Origin of the sequence: Pseudomonas sp. PS01300, assembly GCF_029960155.1 — a bacterium.
GTDB classification, from domain to species: Bacteria; Pseudomonadota; Gammaproteobacteria; order Pseudomonadales; family Pseudomonadaceae; genus Aquipseudomonas; species Aquipseudomonas palmensis.
Genome location: NZ_JASCPN010000001.1, coordinates 37,352 through 58,279, shown reverse-complemented (window position 1 = coordinate 58,279; position 20,928 = coordinate 37,352). Strand labels below are relative to the sequence as shown.

Sequence of the window (20,928 nt, the reverse complement as noted above, 5' to 3'; positions counted from 1 at the left end):
GCGGTAACAGTGAATGTCTGGCTTCGGGCTTCAACCACCTTCGCAACCTTATAAACTTGACCCATCCCAGCAACTAGAAGCGTAACGGGATCGGTACTTCGTGTTATGTCCATTCGTTGATATGACAACTTCTCCGCGCCAACTCGGCTGATGAAGTCAAACACTTCGTTTGATTGCTTTGCAGGCCTAATACCATGAAAACCTTACTTGCACTTGTATTGGTGGGTGTCTCTTCGTTCGCCTTGGCGGACGAGGTCAAGACCGCTGCTGCGCAGCCGGTGGTCGAGCAATATGACTATTCGACCAACCTGGACATCGCCCGGGTGATCAGCCTCTCGACCCTGCCCAATGTCTGCGAAGTGGTGCCGGCCACCATGACCTATGAAGACCATCAGGGCCAGCGCCACACCATCGAGTACCGCGCCATGGGCGATGGCTGCAGCCAGGGCTGATCATTACAGGTCACTGGGCTGTTGTTCCCGGGCCAGGAGCGCCTGCTTGCGCTCCACGCCCCAGCGGTAGCCGGACAGGTTGCCATCACTGCGTACGACCCGATGACAGGGCACTGCCACCGCCAGGCTGTTGGCGGCGCACGCCTGGGCCACCGCCCTGACTGCCCTGGGCGCGCCAATGCGCTGGGCGATCTCGGCGTAGCTGGCGGTGCTGCCTGCCGGGATGCTGCGCAACGCCTGCCACACCCGCTCCTGGAAGGCCGTGCCGCGCAGGTCCAGTGGCAGGTCCAGGCCCAGGGCGGGCGCTTCTATGAACCCCACCACCTTGGCCACCCACTGCTCGAATTCGGCGTCGGCGCCAATCAGTTCGGCCTTGGGAAACTTGTCCTGCAGGTCGTGCAGCAACGCCTCGGGGTCGTCGCCGAGCAGGATGGCGCACACCCCGCGCTCGCTTTGGGCCACCAACAGCGCGCCGAGTGAGCACTGGGCAATGGCAAAGCGGATCGAGGCATTGGCGCCGCCCGCGCGATAGGCGGCCGGGGTCATGCCCAGCCGGGCGTTGCTGTCTTCGTAGAAACGGCTGTTGGAGTTGTAGCCAGCCTTGTACAGGGCGTCGGTGATCGAGCCCGGCTGCTCAAGCTGCCGGCGTACCTTGTGCGCGCGTCTGGCATTGGCGTAGGCCTTGGGGGTGAGGCCGGTCGCGGCCTTGAACACCCGGTGGAAGTGATACGGGCTCATGCCGACATGGGCGGCCACTTGCTTGAGGCTGGGCTCGACCTCGGCCGTTTCGATCAGTTGGCAGGCCCGGGTGACCTGGGTGGCATGCTGCTCGGCCAGTTGGCGCGGGTCGGCGGCGTAGTGTCGGCTGGGGCGATAGCCGGCGGCCTCGGCCTGGGCGGCAGTGTCGAAGAACTCGACGTTCTCCGGGCGCGGCAACCGTGACGGGCTGGAGGCGCGGCAGTAGACCCCGGTGGTGCGAACCCCATAGACGAAATCATCATCCGCCGCGGCGTCGCGGGCCAGCACGGCTTGCCAGCGTGGGTCGTTGACATCGATCGAAGGTATGCGGGGCATGGCGTGTGGCTCTTGGCTGAGGGCAATGTGGTGAGGGTAGGTGGTGCCGTGCGGGGCGGCACTCCGGGTCTTGCGGTGGAATTCGCCCGGATTTCAGCCGGTGGCGGGTACGCGCCACAGGTACCAGGCGGCCACGGTGCGATACGGGCTCCACGGGGCGCCCAGTTCCAGCATCTGTTTGCGCGTGGGCTGGGCGGGCAGGGCGAACAGGCGACGGTAGCCTTCGCGCACGCCGAAGTCATCGGCGGGCAGGGTGTCCATGTGTTCAAGGGTGTAGATCAGCAACATCTCCACGGTCCAGCGTCCAACCCCGCGCAGTTGCGTCAGGCGCTCGATCAGGCTGGTTTCGTCGAGACGGCGGGCCAGCTCATGGTCGGGTACCAGGCCGTCGAGGCGAGCCTGGGCGATGCCCTGGATAGTGGCCAGCTTGCTCGCGGAAAACCCGCAGGCACGCAGTTGCTCGGGCGCGGTGGCCAGCAGTTGCTCGGGGCTGGGGAAGGCCTGCCCGGGGTACAGCGCCAGGAACCGCCGCAGGATCGCTTCGGCGGCCCTGGTGTGCAATTGCTGGTAGGCAATCGACCTGACCAGCGCCTGATACGGGTCGCGGGTGGGCAGCGTTTGGTGCAGGCATGGGCCGATGCGCTCGATATGCGCGGCCCAGATCGGGTCGAGGCTGGTCAGGTGGGCGCAGGCCTGGGTGTAGAACAGCGGGTTCATGCCGGTTTCCGTGGGTAAGGGAGCAGGTTCAGTGTAGAAAAGGTGACTGGGGTTTCACTCCGGATGTTGCGATTGAATTGGAGGGCCTCTTCGCCGGCACCGGTACCGCGTTCACTGCAGGAGCCGGCCTTGTCGGCGAAGGGGCGGCCCGCTCACCCTGAAACCACTTCCGCCACCCTTTCCAGCGCCTGCTTCAACTGCGCCCGGCTCTGCGCCGCCGACAGGCTGATGCGCACCGCTGCCCGGTCGCCCTGGCGCACCGCGAACACCTCGGCTGGCACCACTGCCACGCCGGCATCACGGCACGCTGCAGCGTGCACACCGTTGACCCAGACATGCGGCGAAGGCACATCCCCCACCAATGCCTTGCCCAGTATCCGCCTGGCCATCCGCCAGCGCTGACCCACTTCTTCACGCTGCCAAGCCACGCGTCGCGCCGCGGTGCCGTCATCGATCCAGCGGCAGGCGATCTCCAGGTCCAGCGGCGACACCGGCCAGTGTGTTGCCTGGGCATGCGGGTCGATGCGCGCCAGCAACTCGGCGCTGCCGACGATCCAGCCCAGGCGCAAACCGGCCGCGACGCTCTTCGACAGGCTGGTGACCAGCACGCCGCGCCCGCCCACCTGTGCCAGCAGCGCCGGGGTATCGGCCAGGGCACCGTAGACATCATCCTCGATCAAGGTCAGGGCATGGCGCTCGATCACTGCGGCAATGGCGGCCTGGCGCGCAGCGCCCATGCAGGCGCCGGTGGGGTTCTGCAGGGTCGGCGTCAGCACCACGACCCGCGCGCCGGTGGCCCGTGCGACACGGTCCAGGTCGTCGGGCAGGATGCCCTGGCCGTCCAGCGCAACCTCGTGCAACGGCAGGCGCAACTGTCGACAGGCCGCCTTGATACCGGGTGCGGTCAAGGCCTCGACCATCACGGCGTCTCCTGGCTGGCACAGCGAAAGCAGCACGTTGAACAACCCCAGCTGGGCACCGCCGCACAGCAGCACCTGGCGCTCGTCCAGTTGCAGGCCGCGCCGGCGCAGCCAGGCGGCGCCCTGAAGGCGCCCGCGCAGCAACTGTTCGGCACCCAGGTAATGCTCGAGCTGGCCGGCAGGGCCTTGTTCCAGCAGATGGCGCAAGGCATGCGCCAGGTCGGGGTTGCTGTCGTCGGCCACCGGCACATTGGTCGACAGGTCGATCTGCGTCGCTTGCTGGCCGGGTTGCTTGAGGCGGAACAGCGTGGCTTCCTTGCTGCCCGCCAGCACGTAGGTGCCTCGCCCTACCTCCCCGGACACCAGGTGCCGGGCCGCTGCCTCGCGGTACGCCTGCTGGGTGGTGCTGGGGTTCAGGCCCAGGTTCCAGGCCAGGCGCCGCTGCGGCGGCAGGCGCTCGCCCACTTTCAGCTCGCCGCTTTCGATCGCCCGCGCAATCGCCTCGACCAGTTCGAGGTAGCGGGGCAGGGAGGTGTCGCCTAGGGTGGGGGTCCACATTTATTGTTGGCCATGCAATATAAGGATTCACCCATACAATGCGGCGCGACTAGGATCAGGTCAATTCCCCTGGCCATCGAGGTGCCTCATGTTCGACCTGTCCGCCCTGCGCGACGCTGCCCGCCTGGTACACACCCGCGTTCCTGCCACGCCCCAGTACGCCTGGCCGCGCCTGGCCGAACGCGTGGGCTGCCAGGTGTGGGTCAAGCACGAGAATCACGCGCCCACCGGTGCCTTCAAGGTTCGCGGCGGGCTGCTGTACGTGCAGGCGCTGCTGGCGCGCTCACCCACGGTGCGCGGGCTGGTCACCGCCACCCGTGGCAACCACGGGCAGAGCCTGGCGCTGGCGGCGCGCAGTGCCGGGTTGCCGATCATCATCGTGGTGCCCGAGGGCAACTCGCGAGAAAAGAATGCCGCCATGCGCGCGCTGGGTGCGCAGTTGGTGGAGCATGGCGCCGATTTCGACCTGGCACGGGCCGAGGCGGCGCGACTGGCGCAGGTGCACGGCTATGAAAGCGTGCCGCCGTTCCACCCGGACCTGATCCGCGGCGTGGCCACCTACGCGCTGGAGCTGTTCGAGGCCGTACCGGCGCTGGACTGCGTGTACGTGCCGATCGGCATGGGCTCGGGCATCTGCGGGCTGATTCGTACCCGTGACCTGCTGGGGCTGCACACCGAGATCGTCGGGGTGGTGTCCACCGAGGCCGATGCCTTTGCCTCGAGTTTCGAGCAGAACCGCATCGTCACCACCGAAACCGCCAACACCTTCGCCGACGGCATGGCATGCCGTATGCCCTTGCCCGAGGCGTTCGAGATCATCCGCCAGGGCGCGGCGCGGGTGGTGCGCGTCAGCGACCCTGAAATCGCCAACGCCATGCGCATCTTCCACGAAGACACGCACAACACCGCCGAAGGCGCCGGTGCGGCGGGGCTGGCGGCGTTGTTGCAGGAGCGCGAGCGCCAGCAGGGGCGCAAGGTGGCAGTGGTGCTCAGTGGCGCCAATATCGACCGGGAGCGGTATGCGCAGGTGCTGGCGGGTCACTGAAAGATCCTGAATGACTCCTTTGGAAAAATGCTATCTTATTTTGATAGCATTTTCCGATGAACAATCGATATCGAAAGACCCTCGATGCCATTTTTCGGATACCGACCCTTTCTTCTGTGGTCTTCTCCGATATTGAAGCGCTGGTTCTCCATCTTGGGGGGCGGGTCATCGAGCGTGAGGGCTCAAGGCTCAAGCTGGTGCTGGGCGATCAGCAGTGGCGCTGCCACCGCCCGCACCCAGGCAAAGAGGCCAAGCGATATCAGGTTGAAGAAGCTCGTGAATTTCTCTCGCGGGCAGGAGTTCAGGTATGAGCAGCATGACTTACAAGGGCTATTCGGCCCGTGTCGAATACGACGCACGCGACGATATCTTCGTCGGGCGGGTACTCGGGGTTCGAGACATCATCAGTTTTCACGCAAGCTCCGTGAGTGCGCTGCATGAAGCGTTTAGCCTGGCGCTTGAAGACTACCTGGCCGATTGTGCTGAACAGGGCATCGCTCCCGAGAAACCGGCTTCTGGCAAGGTGATGCTGCGTATCCGGCCAGAGGTGCACGCCGCTGCCAGCATCGCGGCGCAGGCTGCAGGCAAGAGTCTCAATCAATGGGCCGATGAGGTCTTCGAGCGGGCCGCGCGGGCCTGAGTACGGCAATTTCTTCCAATACACCACCCTCCCTCACTGAGTCTAATGGCGCCTGCCCTTCATCGTCGGTAGTCGAGCGTTCATGCCATTTTCCAACGGATTTCTTCTCAGCCTGTCGTTGTGCCTGGATATCGGCGTGGCCAATATCGCCATGATCACCCTGGCCATGCAGCGCGGTTTTCTGCAGGGCTTCTGGCTGGGGCTGGGCACCTGTGTGGGGGATCTGATCTATGCCGTGGCGGCATTGCTCGGCATGACCGTGCTGCTGCAGTTCACCAGCGTGCGCTGGGTGTTGTGGGTGGGCGGTTCGCTTTTGCTGGTGTGGTTTGCACTGAAGATGCTGCTGGCCGCCTGGCGCGGCAATGCGCATATGGACACCAGCCAGCAGATGGTGCGCGAATCGCCCTGGCGCGAGTTTCTGCGCGGCATCTTTCTGGCCATGTCTTCGCCCAGCGCGATCCTGTGGTTTGCCGCGGTCGGCGGGGTGCTGATCTCGCGCTCCGGCGCAGGCGGCATGCTCGAGGCCGGGTTGTTTCTCAGCGGGTTCTTCATTGCCGGGCTGCTGTGGTGCGCGTCGCTGTGCACCTTGGCCAGCCACGGCGGGCGCCTGCTGGGCGACCGGCTGCTGACCTGGTCGTACCTGGCCTCGGCGGGCATCTTCTGCTATTTCGCGGTGTACGTGATCGTATCGGGCTACCGCGAATTCATCCTCGCCGCGCCGGTCGCCGGGGCGGGTCTATAATCAGTCGGTCACCGGCAAGCAGGTGTCGCGCTCAGCGGAGGGCCTGTCATGAAAGGTCTGGATGCGAAAAAATCGGTCAAGAAGAAACCCGCCAAAACCGCCAAGGAAAAACGCACGGCAAAACGTTCCAAGGACGGGACGGCAGGCTTTTTGCCGCATTGACCGGTCAGGGCTGCGCCAGCAGCTCTTTTGCTTATGAAGGCTTGAACGCCTGCCAGTAATGATGGGGCGTGGCGCCCATTACCCGGCGAAAACTGTTGATGAAATGGCTCTGGTCGTAGAAGCCCAGAAGCTGGGCCACGTCCAGCGGGTGCAGGCCGGCGCGCAGGCAACGGCGTGCCTCGATCAGGCGCAGTTGCATGTGGTACTGCAGCGGTGCCAGCCCTGTGGCCTTCTTGAAGCTGCGCACGAAGTGGTACTTGCTCAACCCGACCACCTGCGCAAGCTCGTCCAGCTCAAGCTTGTGCCCCAGGTGCTGGCGCATGAACTGCAGCGCCTGGGCCAATGCGTGGCTGTATTCGCCGGGCCTGCCGGGCGACTGCTCCAGCCATTGCGCCAGCAGGGCCAACAAGGCTTCCTCCTGATGGCCGGAGTGTGCCGGCGCACGGGCGAAGGCCACGATCGCCTGGCACAGCGCAGGCTGGTCGAACACGCCTTGCTCGAACAGCGGGCTGTTCAGGTTGTTCTGGCTGACCAACCGGGCTACCGCCTCGGGTGCCAGGTGCAGGCTGATGTACTCCACGCCTGCCGGGTCGAAGGTGGAGGCCTGCACCGCCAGCGGGTTGTACAGGGTCACCTGACCCGGCGCCGCCTGCAGCTCACGTCCGTCCAGCCAGATCTGCTCGCAACCGCTCAGGTTAACGCCCAGCACATACTCGTCATGGGCATGACGCGGAAAGCTGGCGGCGCTGGCCCTGACCCAGTAGGCCTCGACCAGGCCGCCCGCCTGCAGGTGCTCGGTAACCAGCGCCATGGGCCGCTATCAGCCGATGGTGATCGGCGGCGGGCTCACCAGGTCGACGCTCTGCTGCTTGCGCGGGGCGAGGATCTCGGCTTCGCCGTCCACCACCAGTTCGTCGTGCTGGTTGAACACGCGGGTGGCAATGCGCACGCGGAACTTGGGCAGCTTCTCGAGGATTTCCAGGCGCACGGTCAGGGTGTCGCCGATCTTCACCGGCTTCTGGAAGCTCATCTGCTGGCCCAGGTAGATGGTGCCGGGGCCGGGCAGTTCGCAGGCCACTGCGGCACTGATCAGCGCGCCGCTGAACATGCCGTGGGCAATGCGTTCCTTGAACATGCTCCTGGCCGCGAATTCGGCATCCAGGTGCACCGGGTTGTGGTCACCGGACATCGCGGCGAACAGCTGGATGTCGCGTTCTTCGACCGTCTTGCTGAAGCTGGCGGTCTGGCCCACTTCGAGGGCTTCGTAAGGCGTGTTGGTGACCTGGGTCATGCAGGCTGTTTCCTTCAAGGTTCGGACAAGGTGCGTACTGTATCACTCGCTGCGGGCCGGGCGACCCTGGGTCAGCGCCTGCTCGAGCCAGGCGATGAGCGCCGCCGTCACCTCGTCACGGTTGGTTTCGTTGAGCAGTTCATGGCGTGCCTGCGGGTAGAGCTGCAATTGCACGCGCTGATTGCCGGCAAGGCGCAGGGCGCCGACCAGATCCTTCAGACGCTTGCCGGCGCTCACCGGATCACATTCGCCGCCCATCACCAGGATCGGCAGGTTGGGATCGATCTGTGCCAGGTGCCGCGGCTGGCTGATGTGTTCCAGGCCCATCAGCAGGTCGACCCACAGGCGGTTGGTGCAGCGAAACCCGCACAGCGGGTCGGCCACGTAGGCGTCGACCTCGGCGCTGTCGCGGCTGAGCCAGTCGAAGGCCGTGCGGTTGGGCTTGAACGCCTTGTTGAACGAACCGAACGACAGCCAGTCGATCAGGGCGCTGCGTCCCAGCGGGCCCTGGCGCCAGGCTTCGAGGCGGGCGATCACGCAGGCCGCGCGGTACAGCGCCGGTGGCTGGAAGTTGGAGCCGCTGAGCACCGCCCCCTGCAGGCTGGCGCTGTGGTGCAGCAGGTAGGCCTGGACGATGTAGCTGCCCATGCTGTGGCCGAACAGGAACAGCGGGGCGCCCGGGTGCTGCTGGCCGATGTGCTGGGCCAGGCTGGCCAGGTCGTTGACCACGCTGTCCCAGCCCTGGTGGCTTGCGAACAGCCCCAGGGTGCCGTGTTCGGCGGTGCGCCCGTGGCCGCGCTGGTCGTGGGCATACAGCGCGAAGCCGGCAGCGCTCAGTGCCTGCCCGAGGCGCTGGTAGCGCCCGGCATGCTCGGCCATGCCATGGGCCAGCAGCACCACGGCCCGGATCGGCGCGGCGGGCAGCCATTGATACACATGCAGGCTGCAATGGTTGCTGGCCGGCAGCCAGAACACGTCGTGGTTCATGGCGGTTCCCTTGCGCAAGTGGCTGATCCTGCAAGTGTATAGCCCATTTGTGTAATTGAACGGATGATGGCAACAAGATTCAGAATGTTAATGACAGGTCTTGGCATGTTTGCCCCCTGCGGCTTAACTGCTAACGTCGGCACACGATGCGATTTTCTGCATGCAGGCAGCCCACAGGCTCAGGAATGAGGACAAGAATAAATGCAAGCTGACTTCTGGAATGACAAGCGCCCCGCGGGCGTGCCCTCACATATCGACCTGACTGTCTACAAGTCGGTGCTGGAGGTGTTCGAGCGCTCCTGCAAGCGCTTCGCCGACCGCCCGGCGTTCACCAACCTGGGCGTCACCCTGACCTACGCCGATCTGGATCGCCAGTCCGCGGCCTTTGCCGGCTACCTGCAACAGCACACCGACCTGGTGCCGGGTGATCGCATCGCGGTGCAGATGCCCAACGTGCTGCAGTACCCGATTGCCGTGTTCGGCGCGATGCGCGCCGGGCTGATCGTGGTCAACACCAACCCGCTGTACACCGCGCGCGAGATGCGCCACCAGTTCAAGGACTCCGGCGCCCGTGCCCTGGTGTACCTGAACATGTTCGGCAAGCTGGTGCAGGAGGTGCTGCCCGATACCGGCATCGAGGTGCTGATCGAGGCGAAGATGGGCGACCTGCTGCCGCTGGCCAAGGGCTGGCTGGTGAACACCGTTGTGGCGCGGGTCAAGAAGATGGTGCCGGCGTATCACCTGCCCCAGGCGGTGCCGTTCCGGCAGGTGATGCGCCAGGGCCGTGGCCATGCGCTCAAGCCGGTGCAGGTGACGCTCGATGACGTGGCGGTGCTGCAGTACACCGGCGGCACCACCGGCCTGCCCAAGGGCGCGATGCTCACCCACGGCAACCTGGTGGCCAACATGCTGCAGGTGCTGGCGTGCTTTTCGCAGCTGGGGCCGGACGGGCAGAGGATGATCAAGGAAGGCCAGGAGGTGATGATCGCGCCGCTGCCGCTGTATCACATCTATGCCTTCACCGCGAACTGCATGTGCATGATGGTCACCGGCAATCACAACGTGCTGATCACCAACCCGCGCGACATACCGGGCTTTGTCAAAGAGCTGAAAAAGTGGCGCTTCTCGGCATTGCTGGGCCTGAACACGCTGTTCGTGGCACTGATGGAAAATCCGGATTTCAAGCACCTGGATTTCTCCTCGCTGAAGGTCACCAACTCCGGCGGCACGGCGCTGGTCAAGGCCACTGCCGAGCGCTGGGAGAGCATCACGGGGTGTCGCATCGTCGAAGGCTATGGCCTGACCGAAACCTCGCCGGTGGCCAGCACCAACCCCTACGGCCAGCAGGCGCGCCTGGGTACGGTCGGCATACCGCTGCCCGATACGGCGTACAAGGTGATCGATGATGACGGCAACGAGCTGGCCCTGGGCGAGCGCGGTGAGCTGTGCATCAAGGGGCCGCAGGTGATGAAGGGCTACTGGCAGCGTCCGGACGCCACCGCCGAGGTGCTCGATGCGCAGGGCTGGCTCAAGACCGGCGATATTGCAGTGATCGACCCGGACGGCTTCACGCGCATCGTCGACCGCAAGAAGGACATGATCATCGTGTCGGGCTTCAACGTGTACCCCAACGAGATCGAGGACGTGGTGATGGCGCACCCCAAGGTGGCCAACTGCGCGGCCATCGGAGTGCCGGACGAGCGTTCCGGCGAGGCGGTGAAACTGTTCGTGGTGCCACGCGATGGCGGCGTGAGCGTCGAGGAGCTCAAGGCCTACTGCAAGGCCAACTTCACCGGCTACAAGGTGCCCAAGCAGATCGTGCTGCGCGATTCGCTGCCGATGACCCCGGTGGGCAAGATCCTGCGCCGGGAATTGCGCGATATCGCCTGAAAGCCATTCGCCGGCAAGGCCGGCTCCTACTTTGCCGTGTAGGAGCCGGCCTTGCCGGCGAAGCTTTTGCTGAATAGACCCTTTACTCTAAAAATGACTACTGGGTATTCGTTAGTCATTTATGTGACTTTGCGGCCCACTTTGGCTCTAGGCGCCCTCTGGCAAAGCTGCTACTCTCGGCGCGCTTCTGATGCTTCGGTTTGTAGCAATCCGTCATCACATATCAATAATAATCGCGTCGACTGCGGAGAAGATTTCGCTGTTGCTGGAGGAGTGGGCTTCCATGATCGAACACTTTTGGAAGGATAAGTACCCAGCCGGGGTTGCCTCGCAAATCAATCCTGATGAGTATCCGAACATTCAAGCGGTATTGAAGCAGTCCTGCCAGCGTTTCGCCGACAAGCCGGCGTTCAGCAATCTGGGCAAGACCCTCACCTATGGCGAGCTGTATGAGCTGTCGGGGGCGTTTGCCGCCTACCTGCAGCAGCATACCGACCTGCAGCCCGGTGACCGCATCGCGGTACAACTGCCAAACGTATTGCAATACCCCGTGGCCGTCTTCGGTGCGATGCGCGCCGGGCTCATCGTGGTCAACACCAACCCGCTGTACACCGCGCGGGAGCTGGAACACCAGTTCAACGATTCCGGTGCCAAGGCGCTGGTGTGCCTGGCCAACATGGCCCACCTGGCCGAAAAGGTCGTTCCCAAGACCCAGGTCAAGCACATCATTGTCACCGAAGTGGCCGACCTGCTGCCACCGCTCAAGCGTCTGCTGATCAATAGTGTGATCAAGTACGTGAAAAAGATGGTGCCGGCCTACCACCTGCCCAAGGCCGTCAAGTTCAACGATGCGCTGGCCAAGGGGCAGGGCAAGGCGGTCAACGAAGTCAGCCCCGACAGCGGCGATGTCGCCGTGCTGCAGTACACCGGTGGCACCACGGGTGTGGCCAAGGGTGCGATGCTGACCCACCGCAACCTGGTGGCCAACATGCTGCAATGCCGTGCGCTGATGGGCTCGAACCTGGGCGAGGGCTGCGAGGTCCTGATCACGCCGCTGCCGCTGTACCACATCTATGCCTTCACCTTCCATTGCATGGCGATGATGCTGATCGGCAGCCACAACATCCTGATCAGCAACCCGCGCGACCTGCCGGCGATGGTCAAGGAACTGTCCAAGTGGAAGTTCACCGGCTTCGTCGGCCTGAACACCCTGTTCGTGGCCCTGTGCAACAACGAGACCTTCCGCAAGATGGACTTCTCGGGGCTCAAGCTCACCCTGTCGGGCGGCATGGCCCTGCAGGTGGCGGTGGCCGAGCGCTGGAAGAGCGTCACCGGTTGCTCCATCTGCGAAGGCTACGGCATGACCGAGACCAGCCCGGTGGCGGCGGTCAACCCGGCCGAGCACAACCAGATCGGTACCATCGGCATTCCGCTGCCGTCGACCCTGTGCAAGGTGATCGACGACAATGGCAAGGAGCTGGCGCTGGGCGAGATCGGCGAGCTGTGCATCAAGGGCCCGCAGGTGATGAAGGGCTACTGGCAGCGCGAAGAGGCGACCACCGAGATCCTGGATGCCGACGGCTGGCTCAAGACCGGTGATATCGCGGTGATCCAGACCGATGGCTACATGCGCATCGTCGACCGCAAGAAGGACATGATTCTGGTGTCTGGCTTCAACGTTTACCCGAACGAACTCGAAGACGTGCTGGCGACCCTGCCGGGCGTGTTGCAGTGCGCCGCCATTGGCGTGCCGGACGAGAAATCGGGCGAACTGATCAAGATCTTCATCGTGGCGCGGCCGGGTGTGACCCTGACCAAGGACCAGGTGATGGAGCACATGCGCGCCAATGTCACGGCGTACAAGGTGCCGCGCCTGATCGAGTTCCGCGATGCCTTGCCGACCACCAACGTGGGCAAGATCCTGCGGCGCGAGTTGCGCGATGAGGAGTTGAAGAAGCTGGGCCTCAAGAAGATCGCCTGAGGTTTAACCTTCGGGCCTCATCGCGGGTCAAGCCCGCTCCCACAAGGACAGTAGTGATCCCTGTGGGAGCGGGCTTGACCCGCGATGTTTTCAACGCAGCTTCTCAAGCATCTGGTAGTACCACATCCCCGCCGCCAGCAATGGATTGCCCAGCACATCGCCCATCGGCACCTTGATGTGGCTGCAGCCGGCAAAGGTATCGAATCGGCTCAATGTGCCGGTGATCGCTTCGGCCATGATCTCGCCCATGATGTGGCTGGTGGCAATGCCATGCCCCGAATACCCCTGGCAGTACCACACGTTGTCCGACAGCTTGCCCAACTGCGGAATGCGGTTGACCACGATGCCCATCGCGCAGCTCCACTGGAACTCGATCGGCACGCCCTTGAGCGCCGGAAAGGTTGCCTCGATGCACGGGCGCAGCTCCCCCGCGATATCCCGCGAATCACGTCCCGAATAATTGGCCCCGCCACCGAACAGCAGGCGCCCGTCTGCGGTCATGCGGTAATAGTCGAGCACGAAGCGGCAGTCGTACACCGCCAGGTCCTGCGGGTTTAGCTTGCGGGCCAGCTCGCCCAGTGGCGTGGTGGTCACGATGCCGCCCATGGCCGGGAAGATCTTGCCCTTGAGCTGGGGCTTTTCCAGCTTGTGGTACACGTCGCCGGCCAGCATCACCTGGCGTGCGTTGACCCGGCCCTTGGCCGTGACCACCGCAGGTTTGTCGCCATGCACGATCTCCAGCACTTCGGAGTTCTCGAAGATCAGCGCCCCCAGCTGGTGCGCCGCCCGCGCCTCGCCCAGGCACAGGTTGAGCGGGTGCAGGTGCAGGTTGCGCAGGTTCTTCAGCGCGCCCAGGTACAACGGGCTGTCCAGGTGCTGGCGCACAGCCTCGCGGTCGAGCATCTGCACCTGCTCGCCCATGCCGCGCCGCTGGGCTTCGTCGGCGAAGGCCTGCAGTTCGGTCATGTGCGCAGGCTTCATGGCCGCGTGCAGGTGGCCGTGCTTGAGGTCGCAGTCGATGGCGTAGCGTTCGACCCGTTGCTGGATGATGTCGTGGCCGCGAAAGCGCAGTTGCCAGATGAAATCGTCCACGTCATCGCCCAGGCGCTTGCGCATCTGTTTGCGCATGGCCTCGTCACCCGACAGGCTGCCGGTGACCTGGCCGCCGTTGCGCCCGCTGGCGCCCCAGCCGATACGGTTGGTTTCGACGATGGCCACCTTCAGGCCGCGCTCGGCCAGTTCCACCGCGCTGGCCACGCCGGTGAAGCCGCCACCGATGATCACCACGTCGACCTCGACCGTGCCCTGCAGGGTCGGGTACTGGGTGGTGTCGTTCAGGCTGGCGGTGTAGTAGGAGGCGCTGCGCTGGGCGGTGCCGTGGTTGAGGGCTGCATTCATGGGTGTGTTCCTTGAAGAATAGGGGGCTCAGGCCTGGGTCAGGTACCAGCGCCAGTCCTGCTCGCCGACCTCGGCCATGAACTGGCGGTACTCGGCGCGCTTGACCGCCAGGTACACCCCGAGGAAGGCCTCGCCGAACGCTTCGCGCGCCCAGCTGGAGCGCTCCAGCGCGGTCAGCGAGGTCAGCCAGTCGGTGGGCAGCAGCGTCTTGGCCTGGGCGTAGCCGTTGCCCTGCACCGGGGCGCCGGGGTCCAGTTGCTGGCGGATGCCATGGTGGATGCTGGCCAGAATGGCTGCGGCTGCCAGGTACGGGTTGGCATCGGCGCCGCAGATGCGGTGTTCGATATGTCGGGTATTGGCCGGCCCGCCGGGCACGCGCAGGCTCACGGTACGGTTGTCCACACCCCAGGTCGGCGCCAGCGGTGCATAGCTGTTGGCCTGGAAGCGGCGATAGGAGTTGGCGTTGGGGCAGAACAGCAGCAGCGAGTCGAGCAGCATGGCCAACATGCCGCCCACCGACTGGCGCAGCAGGGGCGTGCCGGCCTTGTCTTCGCTGGCGTACAGGTTGTGGCCGGCGGCGTCGGCCAGGCTCACGTGCATGTGCATGCCGGTGCCGGCCAGGTGCTCGAACGGCTTGGCCATGAAGCAGGCCTGCATGCCGTGCTTGTGTGCCACGCCCTTGACCAGGCGCTTGTAGCGCACCGCCTGGTCCATGGCCAGCAAGGCGTCGCCGTGCTCCAGGGTGATCTCCACCTGGCCGGGGGCGTATTCGGAAATCGCGGTACGCGCAGGGATGCCCTGGGCCTTGCAGGCGCTGTACAGGTCGGCCAGAAACGGTTCGATCTGCTCCAGCTCGCGCAGGCCGTATACCTGGGTGGCGCGGGGGCGACCGCCGTCGGTATCCAGTGCCGGTTGCGGGTGGCCCAGGTGATCGCGCTTCTGGTCGAGCAGGTAGAACTCCAGCTCGCAAGCCATTACCGGCTCATAGCCATCGGCCTTGAGCGCGTCGATCACCTTGGCCAGCAGTTGGCGTGGATCGGCGACGGTGGCCGGCAGGCCTTCGCTGGGGTGCATGCTCACCTGCACTGCCGCCGTGGGGATCTGCCGCCACGGCATGCGCACCAGGCTGCCGGCCAGCGGGTATGCGCGGCAGTCGATATCGCCCACGTCCCACACCAGCCCCGAGTTCTCCACATCGTCGCCGTTGAGGGTCAGGCCGAGGATGGTGCTGGGCAGCGGCCGCCCGCTTTCATACACGGCCAGCAGTTCCTCGCGGTGCAGCAGCTTGCCGCGGGGCACGCCGTTGGCGTCGAGGATGAACAGCTCGATCATCTCGATATCGGGGTTGGCGGCCAGGAAATCCTCGGCCTCGGAAACAGGGGCAAACTGCATGGTGCACTCGCTTACGCCGTGGCGGCGTACAGGATCGCGCGCCAGTGGGCACGTCGATCGGTCGACAGGGTGGCCGCAACCGGGCCAGCGGTATCAGTGGGGTGCGAGGGCGGTATCTGGTGGGCGGGCATGGCGGCAATGCCACAAGGCCCAGAACGCGAGGATGCTATTGAACAGCGGATTTTCACCGGGGCGCGCCCGCACCTTCGGGAACGAAGGGCGCATCAGGGGGCGGGGCGTACACGCTGGCAAAGTCATGCACGGATACTCCCACGCGTGGGAAGGTTCATTAAATCGGCCTTTGTATACCTTCAGTTAATCAATGGCTAAACAATGGCCCTGCATGGCGAACCGTGCCGTGGCAGGGCAAATCTGCGACAATCCCCGACCAAACTACGCCGATCATGTGAAAGCAGGCTCACCTGCATTATTAAAAAGACGTCATGACTGACCAGAACGCCGCCATCGAGCAACTGCTGAAAAACCTTGACCACGCCATGATCGCCGAGCGCCATCGCCTGCGTCGGCAACTGCATGACCTGCGCAAGCGCCCCGACGAGGCCAAGCTGGCCCAGTGGGCCGCCCGGGTACAGGCCTCCTGCGATCAGGTCGCCGCGCGCAAGGCCAGCGTGCCGCGCATCCACTACGACGACAGCCTGCCGATCGCGGCCAAGCGTGACGAAATCAAGAAGGTGCTGGCCGCCCACCAGGTGCTGATCATCGCGGGCGAAACCGGCTCGGGCAAGACCACCCAGTTGCCCAAGATCTGCCTGGAACTGGGCCGCGGCCAGCATGGCCAGATCGCCCACACCCAGCCGCGCCGGATTGCCGCGCGCAGCGTGGCCACCCGCGTGGCCGAAGAGCTGGGTACGCCGCTGGGCGCGCTGGTCGGCTACCAGGTGCGCTTCGAAGACCAGAGCGATGCCAACACCCTGGTCAAGCTGATGACCGACGGCATCCTGCTGGCCGAAACCCAGCACGACCGCTTTCTGGAACGCTACGACACGATCATCGTCGACGAAGCCCACGAACGCAGCCTGAACATCGACTTCCTGCTCGGCTACCTCAAGACCCTGCTGCCGCGGCGCCCCGACCTCAAGGTCATCATCACCTCCGCGACCATCGACCTGGAGCGCTTTTCCAGGCACTTCAACGATGCGCCGATCATCGAGGTGTCCGGGCGTACCTACCCGGTCGAGACCTGGTACCGGCCGCTGACCAGCGAGCAGGACGAGGAGGGCAACCGCGTCGAGGACGATCTGACCGTCGACCAGGCGATCCTGGCCACCCTCGACGAGATTGCCGCCCATGAGCGCAGCATCGGCAAGGGCCCGGGCGACGTGCTGGTGTTCCTGCCCGGCGAGCGCGAAATTCGCGATGCCGCCGAGATGCTGCGCAAGGCACAGCTACGCCACACCGAAATCCTGCCGCTGTATGCACGGCTGTCGCCGGCCGAGCAGCAGAAGATCTTCCAGTCCCATCCGGGGCGGCGCGTGGTGCTGGCCACCAACGTTGCGGAAACCTCGCTGACCGTACCGGGCATCCGCTACGTGATCGACAGCGGCACGGCGCGCATCAGCCGCTACAGCTACCGTGCCAAGGTGCAGCGCCTGCCCATCGAGGCGGTGTCCCAGGCCAGTGCCAACCAGCGCAAGGGCCGTTGCGGGCGGGTCGAACCGGGCATCTGCGTGCGCCTGTACAGCGAGGACGACTTCAATGGTCGGCCCGCCTTTACCGACCCCGAGATCCTGCGCACCAACCTGGCTGCGGTGATCCTGCAGATGCTGCACCTGCGCCTGGGCGAGATCGACGCCTTCCCGTTCATCGAGCCGCCGGATGGCAAGGCCATCAGCGACGGCTTCAACCTGCTGCAGGAACTCTCGGCAGTCAATCGCGAGAACCAGCTGACCCCGCTGGGCCGCCAGCTGGCGCGCCTGCCGGTGGACCCGCGTCTGGGCCGCATGCTGCTCGAAGGCGCCAAGCAGGGCAGCCTGCAGGAGTTGCTGATCGTGGCCAGTGCACTGTCGGTGCAGGACCCCCGCGAGCGTCCGCCCGAGCGCCAGCAGGCTGCCGACCAGGCCCATGCGCAGTGGAAGGACAGCGACTCGGACTTCGCCGCGCTGGTCAACCTGTGGCGCGGCTTCGAAGAACAGCGCCAGGCCCTGACGGCCAGCCCGCTGCGCAACTGGTGCCGCAAGAATTTCCTGAATTACCTGCGTCTGCGCGAATGGCGCGATGCACACCGGCAACTGAGCCTGATCTGCCGCGACCTGCAGTTGAGCATCAACAAGGAGCCAGCCGACTACCCGCGCCTGCACAAGGCGATTCTGTCCGGGCTGCTCAGCCAGATCGGCCAGAAGACCGAGGACGGCGACTACCTGGGCGCACGCCAGCGGCGGTTCTGGGTACACCCGTCCTCGGGCCTGGGCAAGAAACGCCCGCAATGGCTGATGACCGCCGAACTGGTCGAGACCACCAAGCTGTATGCGCGCATGGTGGCCAAGATCGAGCCGGACTGGATCGAGCCGCTGGCCGGGCACCTGATCAAGAAGAACCACTTCGAACCGCACTGGGAGAAGAAGCGCGGCCAGGTGGTGGCCTTCGAGCAGGTCACGCTGTACGGCATGATCGTGGTCGGCCGGCGCCCGGTGCACTACGGGCCGATCGACCCGCAGGCCTCGCGCGAGCTGTTTATACGTCAGGCCCTGGTGGGCGGTGAGATCCAGTCGCGGGCCAAGTGCCTGGCGGCCAACACGCGCCTGCTCGAGCAGCTCGACGAGCTGGAGGCCAAGGCCCGCCGGCGCGACATCCTGGCTGATGAAGAGACCCTGTACGCCTACTACGAGGCGCGCCTGCCGGCCGAGATCCACCAGACCGCGACCTTCGACAGCTGGTACCGCGTCACCAGCCAGAAAGACCCGCAGTTGCTGATCATGCGCGAAGAGGACGTGCTGGCCCGCGAGGCCAGTGAAGTCACCGCCACGCAGTACCCCGACACCCTGCGCATCGGCGACCTGAGCCTGGCGCTGAGCTACCACTTCGAACCCAACCACCCCCGCGACGGCGTTACCGTGAGGGTGCCGGCGCCGCTGCTGCCCAGCCTGCCGGGCGAGCGCCTGGAATGGCTGGTGCCGGGGTTGCTGGAAGCCAAGTGCATTGCGCTGGTACGCAACCTGCCCAAGGCCTTGCGCAAGAACTTCGTGCCGGTGCCCGACTTCGTCAAGGCCGCCTTGCAGCGCATGACCTTCGCCGACGGCTCGCTGCCCCAGGCGCTGGGCCGCGAACTGCTGCGCATGACCGGTGCGCGGGTCAGCGACGAGGCCTGGGCCGAGGCGGCTGCGCAGGTGGAAGGCCATTTGCGCATGAACATCGAAGTGGTCGATGCCCAGGGCAAGTTCCTGGGTGAAGGCCGCGACCTGACCGAGCTGACGGCGCGCTTCGTTGCTGCCAGCCAGGCCGCGCTGGCCGTGCCGCAATCGGCCAAGGCCCAGCAGCCGGTGCAAGCCAAGGTGTTTGCCGAGGTGGCCCAGACCGCCCAGCAGAAGATCGCCGGGCTGTCTATGACGGTGTACCCGGCGCTGGTGGAAGAGGGCGGTACGGTCAAGGAAGGGCGCTTCTCGACCCAGGCCGAAGCCGAGTTCCAGCACCGCCGAGCCTTGCAGCGGCTGCTGCTGCAGCAACTGGCCGAGCCGGCGAAGTTCCTGCGCGGCAAGCTGCCGGGGCTGACCGAACTGGGCCTGCTGTACCGCGAGCTGGGGCGTGTCGATGCGCTGGTCGAGGACATCCTGCTGGCCAGCCTGGATACCTGCATCCTCGACGGCGAGAGCAGCCTGCCGCGCGACGGTGCCGGGCTTGCTTCGCTGGCCGAACGCAAGCGCGGCCACTGGGCCGATCACGCCGAGCGCCTGGCCCGCCTGACCCTCGAGATACTCAAGCTCTGGCACGGTCTGCAGAAGCGCTTCAAGGGCAAGATCGACCTGGCCCAGGCCGTGGCGCTCAACGACATCAAGCAGCAACTGGCCAACCTGGTGTACCCGGGTTTTGTGCGGGAAACCCCGGGCATCTGGCTCAAGGAACTGCCGCGCTACCTCAAGGCAGTGGAGCTGCGTCTGGAAAAACTCGGTTCGCAGGTGCAGAAGGACCGCGTGTGGAGCGGCGAGCTGAGCGGTCTGTGGGCACAGTACAAGGCGCGTGCCGACAAGCATGCCCAGGAGGGCAAGCGCGACGAGCAACTGGTGCTGTACCGCTGGTGGATCGAGGAATACCGCGTGTCGCTGTTTGCCCAGCAGTTGGGTACCAAGGTACCGATTTCCGACAAGCGCCTGGCCAAGCAATGGAGTCTGGTGGAAGCCTAATCCCCGGAACTTGTGGCACACTTGGCGAACTTCGCTACCGTGTCAGGTACCTGCCACGGTAGCTACAGAATGCAGCATAGCGTACTGCCCCGCTTGCCGGGTGCATTGCCTGTATTAATTGGTACTTTCGTGCCATTTGACCGACAGAACAGGCCGTTGCCCGGCAGGCAGCGGCCCCGAACAGAGGAACGACCGTGCATAACGTCGTCATCAGCGGCACCGGCCTGTACACCCCGGCCAACAGCATTTCCAACGAAGAGCTGGTCGAGTCTTTCAACACCTATGTGCAGCAGTTCAACGCCGACAATGCCGCTGCCATCGAACGGGGCGAAGTGCAGGCACTGGCCGAGTCGAGCGCTGCGTTCATCGAGAAGGCCTCGGGCATCAAGAGCCGCTTCGTGATGGACAAGGCCGGCATCCTCGATCCGCAGCGCATGAAGCCGCGCCTGCCGGAGCGCAGCAACGACGAGCCGTCGATCCTCTGCCAGATGGGCGTGGCCGCCGCCGAGCAGGCCCTGGCGCGTGCCGGGCGCACCGCAGCCGATGTCGACGCGGTCATCGTCGCCTGCTCCAACCTGCAGCGCCCTTACCCGGCAATCGCCATCGAAGTGCAGCAGGCTTTGGGCATCGCCGGTTTCGGTTTCGATATGAACGTGGCGTGTTCGTCGGCGACCTTCGGCATTCAGGTCGCCTGCAACAGCGTGCAACTGGGTCAGGCCCGTTCGGTGCTGGTGATCAGCCCCGAGATCTGCACCGGCCACCTGAACTTCCGTGACCGTGACAGCCACTTCATCTTCGGCGACGCCGCCACGGCGGTGCTGGTCGAACGTGCCGACCTCGCTACCTCGGCGCACCAGTTCGATATCGTCAGCACCAAGCTGCTGACCCAGTTCTCCAACAACATCCGCAACAACTTCGGCTTCCTCAACCGCGCGGCGGAAGAGGGTATCGGTGCGCCGGACAAGCTGTTCGTGCAGGAAGGCCGCAAGGTGTTCCGCGAGGTGTGCCCGATGGTGGCCGAGCTGATCGGCCAGCACCTGAGCGAAAACAACCTCAACGTCAGTGACGTCAAGCGCTTCTGGCTGCACCAGGCCAACCTGAGCATGAACCACCTGATCGTCAAGAAGCTGCTGGGCCGCGACGCGCTGGTCGAGGAGGCCCCGGTGATTCTCGATACCTACGCCAACACCAGTTCGGCCGGCTCGGTGATCGCGCTGCACAAGCATCAGGACGACCTGCCCAAGGGTGCCCTCGGGGTGCTCAGTTCGTTCGGTGCCGGCTACTCGATCGGCAGCGTGATCCTGCGCAAACGTTGATCGCCCAC

General features: G+C 64.9%; 17 protein-coding genes. 9 read left to right on the top strand and 8 right to left on the bottom strand.

The window, feature by feature from the left end; genetic code table 11:
• Positions 1-194 precede the first annotated feature (194 nt).
• Entirely contained in the window at positions 195-452 is a 258-nt protein-coding gene (locus QMX96_RS00235; protein WP_043864173.1) for a DUF2790 domain-containing protein, read from the top strand.
• A gap of 3 nt (positions 453-455) precedes the next feature.
• On the opposite strand, the gene ada is transcribed toward QMX96_RS00235, so the two are convergent.
• The 3 genes from ada to QMX96_RS00220 form a co-directional block, all read right to left on the bottom strand.
• Positions 456-1,526, bottom strand: a complete 1,071-nt coding sequence (ada, locus tag QMX96_RS00230; protein WP_282360379.1) for a bifunctional DNA-binding transcriptional regulator/O6-methylguanine-DNA methyltransferase Ada — start codon at positions 1,524-1,526, stop codon at positions 456-458.
• Positions 1,527-1,619: 93 nt separating this feature from the next.
• Positions 1,620-2,243 carry a DNA-3-methyladenine glycosylase gene (locus QMX96_RS00225; RefSeq protein WP_282360377.1) on the bottom strand — a complete coding sequence of 208 codons (624 nt, stop codon included), beginning with the start codon at positions 2,241-2,243 and terminating at the stop codon, positions 1,620-1,622.
• 152 nt (positions 2,244-2,395) lie between these two features.
• Positions 2,396-3,721, bottom strand: coding sequence for a PLP-dependent aminotransferase family protein (locus QMX96_RS00220; RefSeq protein ID WP_100634633.1), 1,326 nt, complete (start codon positions 3,719-3,721; stop codon positions 2,396-2,398).
• Between the two features lie 88 nt (positions 3,722-3,809).
• Here QMX96_RS00220 and QMX96_RS00215 point away from each other — a divergent pair, with 88 nt between their 5' ends.
• From QMX96_RS00215 to QMX96_RS00200, 4 genes are all read left to right on the top strand, one after another.
• Positions 3,810-4,766, top strand: coding sequence for a threonine dehydratase (locus QMX96_RS00215; RefSeq protein WP_043864169.1), 957 nt, complete (start codon positions 3,810-3,812; stop codon positions 4,764-4,766).
• Positions 4,767-4,822: 56 nt separating this feature from the next.
• A complete protein-coding gene (locus QMX96_RS00210) occupies positions 4,823-5,077 on the top strand; it encodes a type II toxin-antitoxin system HicA family toxin (protein ID WP_081315179.1) in 255 nt (84 codons plus the stop codon).
• Complete coding sequence (locus QMX96_RS00205; RefSeq protein WP_043864168.1) at positions 5,074-5,406, top strand: type II toxin-antitoxin system HicB family antitoxin; 333 nt, start codon at positions 5,074-5,076, stop codon at positions 5,404-5,406. Before QMX96_RS00210 ends, QMX96_RS00205 begins: the two co-directional genes overlap by 4 nt.
• Before the next feature lie 82 nt (positions 5,407-5,488).
• Positions 5,489-6,148: a LysE family translocator gene (locus QMX96_RS00200; protein ID WP_043864167.1), complete on the top strand. Its 660-nt coding sequence runs from the start codon at positions 5,489-5,491 to the stop codon at positions 6,146-6,148.
• A gap of 193 nt (positions 6,149-6,341) precedes the next feature.
• Here QMX96_RS00200 and QMX96_RS00195 read toward each other — a convergent pair whose 3' ends face one another.
• Genes QMX96_RS00195 through QMX96_RS00185 form a run of 3 tightly spaced genes read right to left on the bottom strand, consistent with a single transcriptional unit; the run spans position 6,342 to position 8,588 of the window.
• On the bottom strand, positions 6,342-7,121 hold the full coding sequence (locus QMX96_RS00195) for an AraC family transcriptional regulator (protein ID WP_282360365.1): 780 nt from the start codon (positions 7,119-7,121) through the stop codon (positions 6,342-6,344).
• 9 nt (positions 7,122-7,130) lie between these two features.
• Positions 7,131-7,601, bottom strand: coding sequence for a MaoC family dehydratase (locus QMX96_RS00190; RefSeq protein WP_043864165.1), 471 nt, complete (start codon positions 7,599-7,601; stop codon positions 7,131-7,133).
• Between the two features lie 42 nt (positions 7,602-7,643).
• A complete protein-coding gene (locus tag QMX96_RS00185) occupies positions 7,644-8,588 on the bottom strand; it encodes an alpha/beta hydrolase (RefSeq protein WP_054914948.1) in 945 nt (314 codons plus the stop codon).
• 201 nt (positions 8,589-8,789) lie between these two features.
• Here QMX96_RS00185 and fadD2 point away from each other — a divergent pair, with 201 nt between their 5' ends.
• A complete protein-coding gene (gene fadD2, locus QMX96_RS00180; protein ID WP_058541533.1) occupies positions 8,790-10,478 on the top strand; it encodes a long-chain-fatty-acid--CoA ligase FadD2 in 1,689 nt (562 codons plus the stop codon).
• A gap of 283 nt (positions 10,479-10,761) precedes the next feature.
• Positions 10,762-12,459, top strand: a complete 1,698-nt coding sequence (gene fadD1 / locus QMX96_RS00175) for a long-chain-fatty-acid--CoA ligase FadD1 (RefSeq protein ID WP_043864162.1) — start codon at positions 10,762-10,764, stop codon at positions 12,457-12,459.
• A 90-nt stretch (positions 12,460-12,549) separates the two neighbouring features.
• Here the strand turns inward: fadD1 and QMX96_RS00170 are convergent, their stop codons facing one another.
• Positions 12,550-13,857 (bottom strand): FAD-binding oxidoreductase, encoded by a 1,308-nt coding sequence (locus QMX96_RS00170; RefSeq protein WP_054914947.1) that lies wholly within the window; start codon positions 13,855-13,857, stop codon positions 12,550-12,552.
• 27 nt (positions 13,858-13,884) lie between these two features.
• Complete coding sequence (locus QMX96_RS00165; protein WP_058541534.1) at positions 13,885-15,249, bottom strand: glutamine synthetase family protein; 1,365 nt, start codon at positions 15,247-15,249, stop codon at positions 13,885-13,887.
• A 443-nt stretch (positions 15,250-15,692) separates the two neighbouring features.
• Here QMX96_RS00165 and hrpA point away from each other — a divergent pair, with 443 nt between their 5' ends.
• Together hrpA and QMX96_RS00155 are read left to right on the top strand one after the other, a co-directional pair.
• Positions 15,693-19,604: an ATP-dependent RNA helicase HrpA gene (gene hrpA, locus QMX96_RS00160; RefSeq protein ID WP_054914945.1), complete on the top strand. Its 3,912-nt coding sequence runs from the start codon at positions 15,693-15,695 to the stop codon at positions 19,602-19,604.
• 194 nt (positions 19,605-19,798) lie between these two features.
• Positions 19,799-20,920, top strand: a complete 1,122-nt coding sequence (locus QMX96_RS00155) for a beta-ketoacyl-ACP synthase III (RefSeq protein ID WP_043864158.1) — start codon at positions 19,799-19,801, stop codon at positions 20,918-20,920.
• Positions 20,921-20,928: the final 8 nt, after the last annotated feature.